This window comes from Kitasatospora cineracea, assembly GCF_003751605.1.
Taxonomy (GTDB): Bacteria; Actinomycetota; Actinomycetes; order Streptomycetales; family Streptomycetaceae; genus Kitasatospora; species Kitasatospora cineracea.
Genome location: NZ_RJVJ01000001.1, coordinates 1,628,886 through 1,643,649, shown reverse-complemented (window position 1 = coordinate 1,643,649; position 14,764 = coordinate 1,628,886). Strand labels below are relative to the sequence as shown.

The following is a 14,764-nucleotide window of genomic DNA, read 5'->3' as shown; positions in this document are numbered from 1 at the left end:
CCGCCCCGCCGGCCGGTTGTTCACCCGCCCGCCACCGTGCCGGAGGACGGGCGACATCCGGTGCCGCGTACGGTGGTTCACGTGGACACCCAGCACAGCACGGCCGGTTCGCCCGGCGCTCCGACCGACCGCACCGCCGTCAAGGTGATCGCGCACCGGGGCTCCTCGGCGGCACTGCCGGAGCACACCGAGGCGGCCTACCGGCGGGCGCTGGAGGAGGGCGCGGACGGCCTGGAGTGCGACGTCCGGGTCACCGCCGACGGGCAGTTGGTGTGCGTGCACGACCGGACGGTGCGCCGGACCTCGGACGGGCAGGGCGTGGTGTCGGCGATGACGCTGGCTCAGCTGTCCGCGCTGGACTTCGGCTCGTGGAAGCACCCGGAGCGGCCGGAGCCCAGTCCGGTGCTCACCCTGGAGCGGCTGCTGGAGCTGACCGCGGACGCCGGGCGGCGGGTGGAGCTGGCGATCGAGACCAAGCACCCGGTGCGCTACGCGGGCCGGGTGGAGTCCGAACTGCTGCGGGTGCTGGGCCGGTTCGGGCTGCTGCCGACCGACCCGGCCGAGTCCTCGGTGCGGGTGATGAGCTTCTCCGAACTGGCCCTGCACCGGGTCCGGCGGGCCGCCCCGGCGGTGCCCCGGGTGTACCTGTGGGAGCGCCGGCTGCCGGTGCTGGGCCGGACCAGGTCGCTGCCGGGCGCCGCCACGATCGCCGGCCCGGGCATCGAGCTGGTGCGGCGCGACCCGGGCCTGGTGACGGCGCTGCGCCGGGCCGGGCACCGGGTGCACGTGTGGACGGTGGACCGCCCGGAAGACGTCGAACTCTGCCTGGAACTGGGCGTGGAGGCGCTGATCACCAACCGCCCGGCCGAGGTGCTGGCCCAGCTCGGCCGCTGAACCGGAACCCCCGCCGCCCCCGACCGCCCCGCCGCCCCTCGCCCGGCCCGCCCAGCCCGCCCCCTCGCCCAGCCCGCCCGGAAACCCGGTGGCCTCGACTTCCGCTCCGGTGGCACTCGCCCGCCAATCGCGTGACAGAAATACCGAACGGGGTATTTCCGGGGCCCGTTTCCCGCCGATCACCACCGCGGAACGTGAGACCTCCCTCACCTTTTGCCCGCGCGGCCGGCCAGATGTCGTTAATACCGCCATCGGATCGTCGAACGCCCGTTTCCGGGGCATTACCTGCGGGCATCCATCCCTCGGCAGAAGCTGAAGGAGGTCCGGGGGTGGCGTTGATGGTGGCGCGAGCTGTGCCAGTTCAGGCCGGGTCGACCTCATCGGCCATGGCGGTTCCGCACGGGCCGGCCAGTGTTTCGGCCGCGCGGCGCAGGCTGCGCGGCGATCTCGGTGACCGGTCGATACCGGAAGCGGTGATTGACGACGCGGTGTTGATCCTCTCCGAACTGCTCAGCAATTCCTGTCGGCACGCGAGACCGCTGGAAGCGGCCGCGGGCGCCGCCGGGGAGGACGCGGAGAGCGGTACGGTGCTGGTGAGTTGGCAGATGCGCGGCGACGGCCTGCTGACCCTCGAGGTGACGGACGGCGGGGCGAGCACCCGGCCGGTCCCGGCCCGCCCGTCGGTGACGGCGCACGGCGGCCGCGGGTTGAGCATCGTGGGCCGGCTCGCGCGGGACTGGGGCGTGCGGCACGCACCCGGTCAGGTGACGGTCTGGGCGGAGCTCCCGGCGTTCGGGCAGGTCGCGGACGGCGGGCGGCGGCGCAGCGCCTGAGCGGCCGGAACGGGAGGTTCCCGGCGAAGTAGGCTGCCCGGTGCAACGTCCGACGTCCCCGGGAGAGCCGCACCATGGCCAAGAAGGCCGCGAAGAAGCAGCCCAGCCAGTCCACCGCCGTCGAGGGCGAGGTCCCGGTCGTCGGGGCGCGCGAGGCCTGCCCGTGCGGCTCGGGCCGCCGGTACAAGGCCTGCCACGGCCGCCAGGCGGCGCACGCGGTGCAGGAGTTGGTGCACCGCCCGTTCGAGGGCCTGCCGGGCGAGGCCGACTGGGTGGCGCTGCGCGAGCTGGTCCCGGCCGCCACGGTGCCGCTGGTGCTGGCCGCCGGGGTGGCGGACGAGGCGGTCGGCGAGGTCCCGTCGGTGACGCTGGCGACGGTGCTGCCGCTGGCCTGGCCGGCGCTGCGCCGTCCGGACGGCTCGATCCTGCTGGGCCTGCAGACCCAGTCCTCCTCCGGCGACCTGAGCCGTGACCTGGCGGACGCGCTGGAGCTGGCGCTGGCCACCGAGCCGGGCACCCCGGTGCCGGCCCGCCGGACCAACCCGGGCGGCCGCCGCCTGCAGGAACTGCTGGACACCACGGCCGCGTTCGTCCCCGAGGTGCACACCGGCTTCGAGTTCTGGCTGGAGGACGCCGAGTCGGCGACCGGCGAGGTGGCGGCCTCGCTGGAGCGGGCCAACGCCTCGGCGATCCCGACCGAGAAGCTGGCCGGGGTGGACTCCGCGTACTGGTGCGGCACCCCGGACAAGAACCACCTGCGCTGGGTGATGGACGTCCCCGAGGAGCAGTTGCTGGACGCGCTGTCCCGGCTGTCGGCGGCCGGTGACAGCTCGCTGGGCGAGGGCACCAAGCTGGTCGGCTCGTTCCGGGCGCACGGCCTGACCGTCCCGGTGTGGGACCTGCCGCTGGAGATGACCGCCGCGGACGTGGAGAAGCCGGCCGTGGAGTTCGCCGGGAAGCTGGCCGCGGTGCTGGCCGCGCCCGCGCCGCTGACCGCGGAGGAGCGCCGGGCCCGGGCGAACCTGGTGAGCCGTCAGATCACCCTGAACTGACCGGAACTGGCCGGAAGGTGATGTGAGTCACATTTCCGGCCCGGTCAAAGGCCTTTCCGCGTGGACAAATTGGCGCGGAGCCGGATCTTTGTTACTGTTTGAAAGGTCCGACCGCTGGTGCATCCCCCGTCGCCAGCGGTCGGACTTTTCTCGTTTCCGGGCTGCGGCTTCCCCACCAGGCACCATAGCTGACGGGACATCATCAAAGAAGCAGGCCCGGCGCCCCGGCTCAGCCCTGCGGCAGCGCCACCGCGCTGGCCGTGATCAGCCCGCCCAGCAGCGTCCCGACCTCCGGCAGCCACGGCCGCCCCGGCCCCGGCCGGCGCACCCAGTGCACCGGGCCCGCCCCCGTCCGGGACGGCGGCAGCACCAGGTAGCCGCCCGGCCCGTGGTAGCGCAACACCCCGGGCACCCAAGGCCGTTCGGCCAGCAGCCCGCCCAGCTCCGGCAGCGTGTACGGCGCGGTCAGCAGCACGAACCGGCCCGGCGTGCCGAGCACCGGCCCGTACGGGACGCCGGTCTCCTCCAGGTGCCGCAGCAGCCACGGCCCGGCCGGCCGCGGCAGGCTCACCGCGCCCAGCGCCCGCCCGGTCGCCACCAGCACCGGGGCGCCCGGTGCGCGCCGCTCCCACCACCAGCGCACCATCCGCGGATCGGTGGTGGCCGCCTCCAGCGGCGGGTCGTCCGGGTGCCCGCCGGGCACCGCGCAGGCCCGGTCGCCGCACGAGCAGCGCCCCGCCGCACCGCGCGGCACCCGGGCTCCCGGCAGCACCGGCCAGCCGCACCCCTCGGCGGCCTTCAGGGCGGCGGCGAGCGCCAGCGAACGGCTCCGGCGGCCGGGCCACCACCGGCCGACGCGCTCCGGCAGCAGCTCTCGGCGGGGTGGGCGCATGGCGGCTCGTTCCTTTCCGCGTCCATCGGGGCGCACGGCACGGTCGGTGCGATCGTCTGATCGTTCGGATCGGCGTGGTCGGGGTGGCGGGCGGTGCGTGTGCGTCTCGGCTACCCGCTGCTGGAACGAGAATCCCCCATACGTCCGGATGGACGCGGCCGGGCGCCCCCCGGTTCCACCGTACGAGTGAGTGCGGGTCGCCCCGGGTGGCACCCCGGCGGCCTGCGCATACGATCCCTGGCACGTTCGGCCGCCGCACTCCTGGACATGCCCCGATCGGCCTGTGTACAAGTGGGGGAAACATGCCGAGTAGTGAGTAAAGACATCGTTTCGGTCGGTCTCGGTGGTCTTGCGTGACACGTTCCGGATTGTGGGGAGTTGCGACATGACCGACGTCCACCCGTTGACGTCCACGGCGCCCGCCGCCACGGCGCTGCCGCCCGCCCCGGCCGCCCCGGCGGCCGACCCGCTGCTGCTCCCGGAGCTCGGCGAGGTGCCCGCCGCCGACCTGCAGGACCGTTTGGCCGGATGGCTGTCCGATTTCACCAGCCTCCAGGAGCACCTCGAACTGCTGGCCCGGGCCGACGGCCTGGCCGGCACCCTGGACGCGCTGCTGGACTCCGGCGCGGCCCTGCTCGGCGCCCGCCGCGGCCTGGTGGTGACGCTGCCGCCCGGCTCCGAGGGCCAGCCGGCCCGCCCGGTCGGGCTCGGCCTGGACCGGGCGACGCTCGGCACGCTGGAGACCGTCCCGGTCGAGCACGGCCCGTTCGCCGGGCTGCTCGGCCGCCCCGGCCCGGAGGGCCGGCTGCTGATCGCCGACCTGGCCGCCGACCCGGCGGTCGGCCCCCGCTTCCGCGAGGTCGCCGAGCAGCTCGGCCTCGGCGCCTGCTACGCCCTGCCGCTGGCCACCGGCCCCGCGGAGGAGGTGCTCGGCGCGGCCGCCTGGTTCTACGACGAGCCCGGCAGCCCCGACGAGCGCCGCGAGCACCTGGTGCGCCGCTACTGCGAGTTCGCCGCCCCGCTGCTGGCCCGCCAGCTGGCGGCGGACCGGGCGGTGCGCGCCGCCGAGACGCTGCGCCGCTCGCTGCTGCCCGGCCACCTGCCCGCCCGCACCGGCCTGAAGGTGGCCGCCCGCTGCGTGCCCGCCGCGCTGGAACGGGCCGCCGGCAGCGACTGGTACGACGCGATCGCGCTGCCCGACGACACCGTGGGCCTGACCGTGGGCAGCGTGCTCGGCGGCGGCCCGGGCGCCGGCCCGCACGCGGGCACCGACGCGGCCGCCGCGATGGGCCGGGTGCGGGCCGCGCTGCGCGCCTACGCGGTGCTGGAGGGCGAGGACCCGGTCTCGGTGCTCGGCGACCTCGAACTGCTGCTGAAGACCACCGAGCCGACCCGCTCCGCCACCGCCGTCTACGCCTGCGTCGACCCGGCCGGGCGCCGGATCGCGCTGGCCGGCGCCGCCAACTGCCCGCCGGTGCTGCTCACCCGCTACGGCGCCAACTTCGTGGAGACCTCGCTGTCCGCGCCGCTGGGCATGCTCAGCTGCTGGGAGGCCCCCGGGGTGGAGCTCACCGCGGAGCCCGGCGACGTGCTGGTGCTGTACACCGAGGGCCTGGCCCGCCGCTTCGCCCCCGCCCTGCACGCCGGGCAGAGCGCGCTGCGCCGGGCCGCCGCCGACGCCCCGCGGGACGTCCGGCTCGACCCGGACCGGCTCTGCGCCCACCTGCTGGAGCAGGCCGGCGGCGGCGAGCCCGGCACCGACGACCTGGTGCTGCTGGCCGCCCGCTTCGAGTAGCCCCGGCCGGCCCGGCCGGACCCCGGACGCCCTTCCTCCGTTCGAACGGCCCTACGTACCATGGGGGCGACATCCGCCCGCACGCCCCGCGACCCGGGGACGGGCGGGCGGTAGCACGCGCAAGGAGGCGACGCAGTGACCGAGGACCGCAGCCCGGCGGTGTCCGAGAACCCCGAGGGTTCCGTCGAGGGCGAGGAGGCCGAGAAGCCGGTCAAGAGCCGCAAGAACGGCCTGTACGGCGAGATCTCCGACGAGCTCGCCGCGTCCATGCGCACCGGCTGGGCCGACACCGAGCTGCACGGCCTGCAGCCGGACGTCCAGGCCCCGTACGCGGCCGAGCGCCGCGCCAAGCTGTCCGCCGCCTTCCCCGGCGAGCGCCTGGTCGTCCCCGCGGGCAACCTGCGCACCCGGGCCAACGACACCGAGTACTCCTTCCGCGCCGCCAGCGAGTACGTCCACCTGACCGGCAACCGGACCGAGGACGCCGTCCTGGTCGGCGAGCCGGTCGAGGGCGGCCACGAGTTCGCGCTGTACCTGCTGCCGCGCTCCGACCGGGAGAACGGCGAGTTCTGGCTGAGCGGCCAGGGCGAGCTGTGGGTCGGCCGCCGCCACTCGCTGGCCGAGTCCGAGCAGCTGTACGGCCTGCCGGTGCGGGACGTCCGCAAGGCCGCCGAGGAGCTGGCCGCGGGCGACGTCCCGACCCGGATCGTGCGCGGCTACGACGCCGCGCTGGAGGAGGCCCTCGCCGAGCGGCTCGACGAGGAGGGGGACGACGAGCTGAAGGTGTTCCTGTCCGGGCTGCGCCTGGTCAAGGACGAGTGGGAGATCGGCGAGCTGCGCGCCGCCTGCGACGCCACCGTGAACGGCTTCACCGACGTGGTGCGCGAGCTGGACCGGGCCGTCGCCACCTCCGAGCGCTGGATCGAGGGCACCTTCTGGCGCCGCGCCCGGGTCGAGGGCAACGACGTCGGCTACGGCTCGATCGCCGCGGCCGGCCCGCACGCCACCACCCTGCACTGGGTCCGCAACGACGGCGACGTCCGCCCCGGCGAACTGCTGCTGCTGGACGCGGGCGTGGAGACCCACACCCTCTACACCGCCGACGTCACCCGCACCCTGCCGATCAACGGGCGCTTCTCCCCGCTGCAGCGCAAGGTCTACGACGCGGTGTACGAGGCCCAGGAGGCCGGCATCGCCGCGGTGCGGCCGGGCGGGAGGTTCCGCGACTTCCACGACGCCGCGCAGCGGGTGCTCGCCGCCCGCCTGCTGGAGTGGGGCCTGATCGACGCCTCGGTGTACGACCTGGAGAAGGTCCTGGAGCTCGGCCTGCAGCGCCGCTGGACGCTGCACGGCACCGGCCACATGCTCGGCCTCGACGTGCACGACTGCGCGCACGCCCGCCGCGAGCAGTACGTGGACGCGCTGCTGGAGCCCGGCATGGTGCTGACCGTCGAGCCCGGCCTGTACTTCCAGGCCGACGACCTGACCGTCCCCGAGGAGTACCGCGGCCTCGGCGTCCGGATCGAGGACGACATCCTGGTCACCGCCGACGGCCACGAGAACCTCTCCGCGGCCCTGCCCCGGCAGGCCGACGAGGTCGAGTCCTGGATGGCCGGCCTGACCGCCTGACCGTCCGCGCGGCACGTACCGAAGCCCCCGTCCGGCCGGTCCGGCGGGGGCTCCGTCGTGCTCAGTGGCGTCGGCCCCAGCCGGAGCAGGCCGCGCAGGTCGGGAGGTTCTTCGCATAACGGGCATGACGGAACACGGACATCTGACGCTCTCCGGACATGGTGGTGGAAGAGGACGGGGAACGGCCGCACCGGACCCCGATGTGATGACTCCTCATCCTCCCGGGAGGTTGTCTCCCGATTCCAAAGGTTTTCCGCCGCCGTCCGCCCCCGTCCGATCAGCCTGCGCCACCGTCCGTGCGCACCCGCCCACCCCGCCGCCGCTCCCGGCGGGCCGGCTCCCCGGACGGCTAGACTCGGCGCGAAACCGCCGACGGCCGCCCCGGGAGCACCACATGGCCGAGCCCGTGCCCATCACCATCGGAAGGCGCCCGGCGCCGGTGCACACCGTCGCGGTGTACGCCTTCGCGGGCATGGCCCCGTTCGAACTCGGCGTGGTGGTCGAGGTGTTCGCCCTCGCCCGGCCCGAGCTGGCCGGGCTGCTGGCCGCCCCCTGGTACGACGTCCGGGTGTGCGCCGAGCGCCCCGGCCACCCGCTGGAGGCGGTCGGCGGGTTCTCCCTGACGCCCCGCCACGGCCTGGAGGAACTCGCCGCCGCCGACACCGTCGTGGTGGTCGGGGTGCCCGACCCGCACGGCGACGTCCCGCCCGCCGTGGTGGCCGCGCTGCGCACCGCGCACGCCCGCGGCGCCCGGGTGGTCTCGATCTGCTCCGGCGCCTTCGCGCTGGCCGCCGCCGGACTGCTGGACGGCCTGCCCGCCACCACGCACTGGCGGTACGCGCCGGAACTGCGCCGCCGCTACCCGCACGTCCGGGTCGACCCGGACGTGCTGTACGTCGACAACGGCCAGGTGCTGACCAGCGCGGGCAGCGCCGCCGGCATCGACCTGTGCCTGCACCTGGTCCGCCAGGACCACGGCGCCAAGGTCGCCAACACCGTCGCCCGCCGCTTCGTCGTCCCGCCGCACCGGGACGGCGGGCAGGCGCAGTTCATCGAGGCGGCGGTGCGGCCGGTGGACGAGCCGGAGGACGGGGTGGCCCGCTCGATGCGCTGGGCGCTGGACCACCTCGCCCGGCCGCTGACCGTGCCGCTGCTGGCCCGGGCGGCCGGCATGTCCGACCGCTCGTACCTGCGGCACTTCACCGCCCGCAACGGGGTCAGCCCGATGCGGTGGGTGGCGATCCAGCGGATCGCGGCCAGCCTGCCGCTGCTGGAGTCGCCGGAGGGCAGCGTGGAGGAGATCGCCGCGGCGGTGGGCTTCGAGTCGGCGGCGACCTTCCGCCACCACTTCGGCCGCACCATGCGCACCTCCCCGACCGCCTACCGGCGCACCTTCGGCCGGGCCGCCTGACGCCGGGCGGCCCCGGCCCCGAACCGCTCGGGGACCGGGCTGCCCGAGCGCCGGACCGCCCGGCGCCGGCCCGCCGTCAGTCCTGCTGCTGCTCGCGCTCCAGCCGGTCCGCGTTGGCGTGGATCGCGTCCCGCAGCCACTGGGCCAGGCCGGGGGCGAGCTTCTCGTACGTCTCGGTGAACCGCGGGTCGGCGAGGTACATGTCGCCGAGGCAGCGGTGCATCTGCGGGCCGCAGTCGTAGAAGTTCAGGCCGATGTGCCGCCGGTGCTGCTCGGCGACCGACATCGCCTGCTCGCTGTCCGGGGCGGTGCCGGCGGTGAGCGCCGCCACCATGGCGTCGTTGATGCCGTCGGCCTCGGCCTTGATCCGCTCCCAGTCCGCCTTGGTGTAGCGGGCGGTGCGCTGCTGGGACTGCTTCCAGGCGTCGGTCTCGCCCCAGCGCTGCTGGGCCTCGTCCTCCCAGTCCTCCTGGTAGTCCTTGCCGAACACCTCGAACTTCTCCTCCGGGGTCAACTGGATCCCCAAGGTCCTCGCCTCCATCGCTCGCTCTACCGCCGCGGCGAGTTCCTCGAGCTTGCGGATCCGGTCGCCGATCAGCTCGCGCTGCCGGCGCAGGTGCTCGCTCGGGCCGACCGTCCGGTCGTCCAGGATCGCCGCGATCTCCTCCAGCGGGAAGCCGAGTTCGCGGTAGAACAGGATCTGCTGCAGCCGGTCCAACTCGGCCTCGCTGTAGCGCCGGTAGCCGGCCGGGGTGCGGTCGCTCGGCGACAGCAGCCCGATCCGGTCGTAGTGGTGCAGGGTGCGCACCGTGACCCTGGCGATCGCTGCCAGCCGTCCGACCGTGTAGCCCTCGTCCATCGCGTCTTCCTCCTTCCCGCCGCTGTGCGACCAGCCTGGGGCCTGACGCGACGTGAGGGTCAAGCCGCTCCGGCCCGGCCCCGGGCGGCGCGCTCCGCGGGCGGCTACTCGGACTCGCCGTAGCGGATCAGGTAGGCGGCGAACCGGTCCAGGTCCTCGTCGTCCCAGGAGGTGAAGCGGTCGGTGAAGGCCCGCCGCCGCTGCTCGTACGCCTCCGCCAGCAGCTGTTCGCCGGCTTCCGTCAGGTGCAGCAGCTGGCCGCGCTGGTCGTCCGGGTCGGCCTGGCGGCCCAGCAGCCCGAGCCGCTCCAGCGCGCCGACCTGCCGGCTGACGGTGGACTTGTCGAGCATGAAGTGCGACGCCAGGTCGGCGGCCCGGCACGAGCCCCGCTCCTTGACCAGGTCGAGCATGCTGTACGTGACCAGCGAGAGCTCGGGGTGCAGCTGGGCTGCCTTGTGGCGGGCCCGGCGGGCGAACGCGGTGAGCTCGCGCTGGATGGTCTCCAGCGCGGCGTCGCGGTCGGGCATGGCGTGGCTCCTTCGTCGTGCGGTGTTGCCGACCACGGTAGGGGTAGCCGCGCTCAGACGCCGACCGCCTCCTCCATCTCCTCCTCGGCGGCCTCCGCCGCGGGCTGCTCGACGGACTGCTCCGCGGTCCGCTCGGCGGCCTGTTCCGCGCCCGGCGCGACGGTCGGCGCCGGTGCCGGGGCCGCGGCGAGGGCCCGCTTCCGCTCGGTGCGGGCGGCAGCCAGGAGCAGCACCGCGCCGGCCGCGAGCCAGCCGAACAGGGTGGCGACGTGGCCGCCGAGCCCGGCCCGGCCGCCGAAGTGGACGTGGTCGCGGACGCCCTCCAGGAAGCCCGCGCCGTTCCAGAAGGAGTGCAGGGCGCGGTAGAAGCCGTTCTGCAGCTCGGGCTGGAAGATGCCGCCGGAGCTGGTGAAGTTGAGCATCACGAACAGCGCCATCATGGTCAGCGTGGTCCACCGGCCGAGGAAGGCGTGCAGGGCGGTGCCGATCGCGAGGATGCCCGCCGAGTACAGCCAGCTCATCGCCCAGACGCCGAGCAGGCCGTGGTCGACCAGGTGGAAGACCGGTCCGGCCAGCGCCGTGCCGAGCAGGCTGACCACCAGGGCGACGCCGAGGCCGAGCAGGGCCCGCACCCGCATCGCCAGGGCCGCGCCGGCCGCGCCGAGCACCGCGACCGAGCCGTAGGAGCCGATGCTCAGCGCCACCAGCAGGAAGAACAGGCCCTGCCCGGTCGGGTCGCCGGCCGGCAGCGGGGTCAGTTCCTGGACGGCCAGCGGCTTGCCCTGGTGGGCGGCGACCTGGGTGAACACCTTCTCGGCGGCGCTCGCCGAGGTCTCCGAGTTCGCGGTGGCCACCAGCAGGGTCGGCGCGTCGGCGTCCGGCACGTACGCGGCGACCAGGTCGCGGTCGAGCAGCCGCTGCCGGGCCGCGCCGGTGTCGGCCGCGGTGGTGACGTCCAGGCCGTCGCCGGCCTTGTCCTTGAGGGTCTGCGCCAGCACCTGGGCCTGCGGCCCCTGCCCGACCACCGCGACCGGTAGCTGGTGCGGGGCGGGGGCGTGGAAGGCGGACAGGTACGCGATCCCCATGCCGAGGCACATCAGCAGCGGTGTGACCAGGTGGGTGAGGACGTGCCGCAGGGCGGGGCGGGACACCGCTGACACCGAGGACATCACAACTCCATGGTTGGAAAGTACAACTATTATTTAGTTGCACTTTACAACGCGACAGTCCTCCGCAGCCATCCCCGGCCCCGCCCTGTGGCACACCTCACCCGCCTACAGCAGGTCGTCGAGCTCCCGCAGCAGGCGGCTCTTCGCCCGCGCCCCCACCAGCGACCGCACCGGCTCGCCGTCCTTGAACACCATCAGCGTCGGCATCGACAGCACCCCGTACGCGTTCCGGGTCTCCGGGTTCGCGTCCACGTCCAGCGCGACCACCGCCAGCCGCCCCGCCTGCTCCGCCGCCACCTCCGCCAGCACCGGCGCCAGCTGCCGGCACGGCGGGCACCAGTCGGCGGTGAACTCCACCAGCACCGGCCCCGGCACCGCCAGCACCCGCTCGGCGAAGTCCCGGTCCGTCACACTGTCCACGCCACCCATCGCGTCCTCCTGTCGTCGGTCGTCGTCACTCCTCGGTGCGGACCAGCTCGCAGCGCGGCTCGCCGCCGCCGGCCCCGGCCAGCGCGTCCCGGGCCGCCTCGGCCCGGGCCAACTGCCCGGCCACCGTCTCCCGGACCTCGCTCAACCGGGCCACCATGGCGTCCAGTTCGGCCAGCTTCGCCCGGTACACCTCCAGCGAGGCCGGGCACGAGTCACCCTCCGGGTGGCCCGCCTGCAGGCACTCCACGAACGGCCGGGTCTCCTCCAGCTCGAACCCGAAGTCCTGGAGCATCCTGATCTGCCGCAGCAGCCGCAGGTCCTCCTCGTCGTACGCCCGGTACCCGTTGCCCCCGCGCCGCGCGGGCAGCAGCCCCCGCGACTCGTAGTACCGGAGCGCCCTGGTGGTGGTCCCCGCCCGCTGCGCCAGCTCGCCGATCCGCATGCCACGACGCTAGACCTTCACCCCGACGTCAACGCCAGCCCCTTTTCCGCTGTCCGCCGTCCCGCGGTGATCGTTACGCTCACCCGATGACCGAACTGACCACGGCCCTGCTCGCGGCCTACGACGAGCACATGCGCGGCCTCGGCGTCCGCGCCGAGGCCGAGACCCACGACAGCGACGGCCCGTTGCTGCGCAAGTACGGCGGCTTCCGCGGCTTCGTCACCTCGCCCCGCCCCGACCTCGGCCTGCGCGGCGACGCGCTCGACGAACTCATCGCCCGCCAGCGGGAGTTCTTCGCCGCCCGCGGCGAGAGCGTCGAGTGGAAGACCCGCGGCCACGACCTCCCCGCCGACCTCCCGGCCCGGCTGACCGCCGCCGGCTTCGTCGGCGAGGAGCCCGAGACCGTCCTGGTCGGCCTCGCCGCCGAACTCGCCGCCCCCACCCCCGCCCCCGAGGGCGTCACCGTCCGCCAGGTCACCTCCCCCGCCGACATGCGGCGGATCGCCGCGATGGAGACCGAGGTCTGGGGCGAGGACTGGTCCTGGCTCGCCGACGACCTCACCACCCGCGCGAACGGCCCCGCGGACTTCCTGGTCCTGGTCGCCGAGACCGACGCCCCCCGCCCCGAGGTGGTCTCCGCCGCCTGGCTCAACCGCACCCCCGGCAGCGAGTTCGGCGGCCTCTGGGGCGGCTCCACCCTCACCGCCTGGCGCGGCCGCGGCATCTACCGCTCCCTGGTCGCCCACCGCGCCCGCTGGGCCCTCGACCACGGCATCCGCTACCTCCAGGTCGACGCCTCCCCCGACAGCGCCCCCATCCTGAGCCGCCTGGGCATGCACGCCGTCACCACCACCACCCCGTACGTCTGGACTCCGCCCACCGCCTGACCCGCCACCCGGTGCGCAGCAGCGGGGGCGCTGCGCGCGGCCGGACCCGGCCCGACGAACACCCTCTGACCTGCGGAAACACCTCCGGTCAGAAATTCCTCGGAAAATCTTCGGCAGCATGTAGAGAACCCCCCTCCCCGCTCCGACCAATGGACGCAAGCACGAACGGCCCGAACGAACCGAGGAAGTGGTCCCCGTGAAGTACCTGCTGATGACGTACGGCAACCAGGAGAAGTGGGCCGCCCTGTCGACCGAGGGCTGGACCGAAGCGGTCGCCCAGCAGGACGCGTTCAACAAGCGCTACCAGGAGACCGGCGAACTGATCGGCGCCTACGGCCTCGGCGACGCCGCGGTCAGCCGCCTGGTGCGCCGCCAGGAGGGCCTGCCCGCGGTCAGCGACGGCCCGTACCTGGAGACCAAGGAGTACATGGCGAGCTTCTACCTGCTCGACTGCGAGGACGAGCAGCGCGCCCTGGCGATCGCCGCCGACATGCCGTGGGCGGACCGCGAACCGGTGGAACTGTGGCCGATCCTGCACGAGGCGAAGTGAGCCCGACCGCCCCGGCCGCCGACCAGGACCTGCTGCGCGCGCTCGCGCCACAGGTCCTGGCGGCGTTGCTGCGCCGTCACACCGGCGCCTTCGACGCCTGCGAGGACGCGGTGCAGGAGGCGCTGCTCGCGGCGGCCGAGCAGTGGCCGAGGGAGGGGCGGCCGGCCAATCCGCGCGGCTGGCTGGTGACGGTCGCCTCGCGTCGGCTGGTGGACCTGGTCCGGGCCGACCGGGCCCGCCGGGAGCGGGAGGAGCGGCTGTTCCTGGCCACCCCGCAGTCCGAGCTGCTCGGCCGTCCGGCGGACGCCGACCCGGACGCCGACCGGGACGACTCGCTGGCCCTGCTGTTCCTGTGCTGCCACCCGGCGCTGACCGCGCCGAGCCGGATCGCGCTGACGCTGCGCGCGGTGGGCGGCCTGAGCACCGCGCAGATCGCGGCGGCGTTCCTGGTCCCCGAGGCCACCATGGCGCAGCGGATCAGCCGGGCCAAGCAGGCCATCCGCTCCTCGGGCCTGCCGTTCGCGCTGCCCGCCCCGGCCGAGGCGGACGGCCGGCTGCGCGAGGTGCTGCAGGTGCTGTACCTGGTCTTCAACGAGGGCTACACGTCCACCGCGGGCGGCGACCTGACGGCCCCCCGGCTGTCCGACGAGGCGATCCGGCTGACCAAGCTGCTGCACCGGCTGCTGCCGCGGGACGCCGAGGTGATGGGCCTGCTGGCGCTGATGCTGCTGACGGACGCCCGGCGCCCGGCCCGGACCGGCCCGAACGGCGAGCTGGTGCCGCTGGCCGAGCAGGACCGCACCCGGTGGGACGCGGCGGCGGTCGCGGAGGGCACCGCCCTGGTCGAACGGGCCCTGCCGGCCGGCCGGGTGGGCCCGTACCAGCTGCAGGCGGCGATCGCGGCGCTGCACGACGAGGCCCCGGACGTGGCCGCCACCGACTGGCCGCAGATCCTGGCCCTGTACGACCTGCTGCTCCGGGTCGCCCCGGGCCCGGTGCCCGCGCTGAACCGCGCCGTGGCCCTGGCCGAGGTCCGCGGCCCGGCCGCCGCGCTGGCCGAACTCGACGTGCTCTCAGCCGAGTTGGACCGCCACCACCGCTACCACGCGGTCCGCGCCGAGCTCCTCTCCCGCACCGGCGACACCCCCGCCGCCGCCACCGCCTTCCACCGCGCCGCCGCCCTGGCCCCCACCCTCCCCGAACGCCGCTACCTCACCGAACGCGCCCACACCCTGCCCCGGTAGCCCCGCGCAGCGGCCTTCGCCCCGCCGCGTACCACCTCGCACCACCCGCAGCGCAGCCCGAGCCGGCCTGCCCAGTTCGCGACGGCCCCGGAAAACCCCTCTCCCCCGCCACCCGGCCCTCGACGGCCCCAGGAGCCCCTCTCCCCCGCCG

Annotated in this window: 15 protein-coding genes; 9 read left to right on the top strand and 6 right to left on the bottom strand. The window is 74.9% G+C overall.

Annotated features, from left to right (window positions below):
- Nucleotides 1-81 precede the first annotated feature (81 nt).
- From EDD39_RS07440 to EDD39_RS07430, 3 genes are all read left to right on the top strand, one after another.
- Complete coding sequence (locus EDD39_RS07440) at nt 82-894, top strand: glycerophosphodiester phosphodiesterase family protein (protein WP_123554171.1); 813 nt, start codon at nt 82-84, stop codon at nt 892-894.
- 338 nt (nt 895-1,232) lie between these two features.
- Complete coding sequence (locus EDD39_RS07435; RefSeq protein ID WP_244257128.1) at nt 1,233-1,727, top strand: ATP-binding protein; 495 nt, start codon at nt 1,233-1,235, stop codon at nt 1,725-1,727.
- 74 nt (nt 1,728-1,801) lie between these two features.
- Nucleotides 1,802-2,779 (top strand): DUF5926 family protein, encoded by a 978-nt coding sequence (locus tag EDD39_RS07430; protein WP_030457494.1) that lies wholly within the window; start codon nt 1,802-1,804, stop codon nt 2,777-2,779.
- Nucleotides 2,780-3,008: 229 nt separating this feature from the next.
- On the opposite strand, the gene EDD39_RS07425 is transcribed toward EDD39_RS07430, so the two are convergent.
- A complete protein-coding gene (locus EDD39_RS07425; protein WP_123554169.1) occupies nt 3,009-3,671 on the bottom strand; it encodes a bifunctional DNA primase/polymerase in 663 nt (220 codons plus the stop codon).
- A gap of 385 nt (nt 3,672-4,056) precedes the next feature.
- Here EDD39_RS07425 and EDD39_RS07420 point away from each other — a divergent pair, with 385 nt between their 5' ends.
- The 3 genes from EDD39_RS07420 to EDD39_RS07410 all read left to right on the top strand — a co-directional run bounded on the left by EDD39_RS07420 (nt 4,057) and on the right by EDD39_RS07410 (nt 8,506).
- Complete coding sequence (locus EDD39_RS07420; protein ID WP_123554167.1) at nt 4,057-5,466, top strand: PP2C family protein-serine/threonine phosphatase; 1,410 nt, start codon at nt 4,057-4,059, stop codon at nt 5,464-5,466.
- Nucleotides 5,467-5,601: 135 nt separating this feature from the next.
- Nucleotides 5,602-7,095, top strand: coding sequence for an aminopeptidase P family protein (locus EDD39_RS07415; protein ID WP_123554165.1), 1,494 nt, complete (start codon nt 5,602-5,604; stop codon nt 7,093-7,095).
- Between the two features lie 394 nt (nt 7,096-7,489).
- Nucleotides 7,490-8,506 carry a helix-turn-helix domain-containing protein gene (locus EDD39_RS07410; protein ID WP_030457498.1) on the top strand — a complete coding sequence of 339 codons (1,017 nt, stop codon included), beginning with the start codon at nt 7,490-7,492 and terminating at the stop codon, nt 8,504-8,506.
- A gap of 76 nt (nt 8,507-8,582) precedes the next feature.
- Here EDD39_RS07410 and EDD39_RS07405 read toward each other — a convergent pair whose 3' ends face one another.
- The 5 genes from EDD39_RS07405 to EDD39_RS07385 all read right to left on the bottom strand — a co-directional run bounded on the left by EDD39_RS07405 (nt 8,583) and on the right by EDD39_RS07385 (nt 11,932).
- Nucleotides 8,583-9,365: a MerR family transcriptional regulator gene (locus EDD39_RS07405; RefSeq protein ID WP_123554163.1), complete on the bottom strand. Its 783-nt coding sequence runs from the start codon at nt 9,363-9,365 to the stop codon at nt 8,583-8,585.
- Nucleotides 9,366-9,469: 104 nt separating this feature from the next.
- On the bottom strand, nt 9,470-9,892 hold the full coding sequence (locus tag EDD39_RS07400) for a MarR family winged helix-turn-helix transcriptional regulator (RefSeq protein WP_030457500.1): 423 nt from the start codon (nt 9,890-9,892) through the stop codon (nt 9,470-9,472).
- A 53-nt stretch (nt 9,893-9,945) separates the two neighbouring features.
- Nucleotides 9,946-11,061: a hypothetical protein gene (locus EDD39_RS07395; protein WP_123554161.1), complete on the bottom strand. Its 1,116-nt coding sequence runs from the start codon at nt 11,059-11,061 to the stop codon at nt 9,946-9,948.
- A 105-nt stretch (nt 11,062-11,166) separates the two neighbouring features.
- Nucleotides 11,167-11,490 carry a thioredoxin family protein gene (locus EDD39_RS07390; RefSeq protein ID WP_030457502.1) on the bottom strand — a complete coding sequence of 108 codons (324 nt, stop codon included), beginning with the start codon at nt 11,488-11,490 and terminating at the stop codon, nt 11,167-11,169.
- Between the two features lie 25 nt (nt 11,491-11,515).
- Entirely contained in the window at nt 11,516-11,932 is a 417-nt protein-coding gene (locus EDD39_RS07385; RefSeq protein WP_030457503.1) for a MerR family transcriptional regulator, read from the bottom strand.
- Between the two features lie 86 nt (nt 11,933-12,018).
- On the opposite strand from EDD39_RS07385, the gene EDD39_RS07380 reads away from it, so the two are divergent.
- The 3 genes from EDD39_RS07380 (at nt 12,019) to EDD39_RS07370 (ending at nt 14,613) form a co-directional block, all read left to right on the top strand.
- A complete protein-coding gene (locus EDD39_RS07380) occupies nt 12,019-12,819 on the top strand; it encodes a GNAT family N-acetyltransferase (RefSeq protein ID WP_123554159.1) in 801 nt (266 codons plus the stop codon).
- 196 nt (nt 12,820-13,015) lie between these two features.
- A complete protein-coding gene (locus EDD39_RS07375; RefSeq protein ID WP_123554158.1) occupies nt 13,016-13,369 on the top strand; it encodes a YciI family protein in 354 nt (117 codons plus the stop codon).
- A complete protein-coding gene (locus EDD39_RS07370; protein ID WP_123554155.1) occupies nt 13,366-14,613 on the top strand; it encodes an RNA polymerase sigma factor in 1,248 nt (415 codons plus the stop codon). The genes EDD39_RS07375 and EDD39_RS07370 overlap by 4 nt, the downstream gene beginning before the upstream one ends.
- The last annotated feature ends 151 nt before the right edge of the window (nt 14,614-14,764 follow it).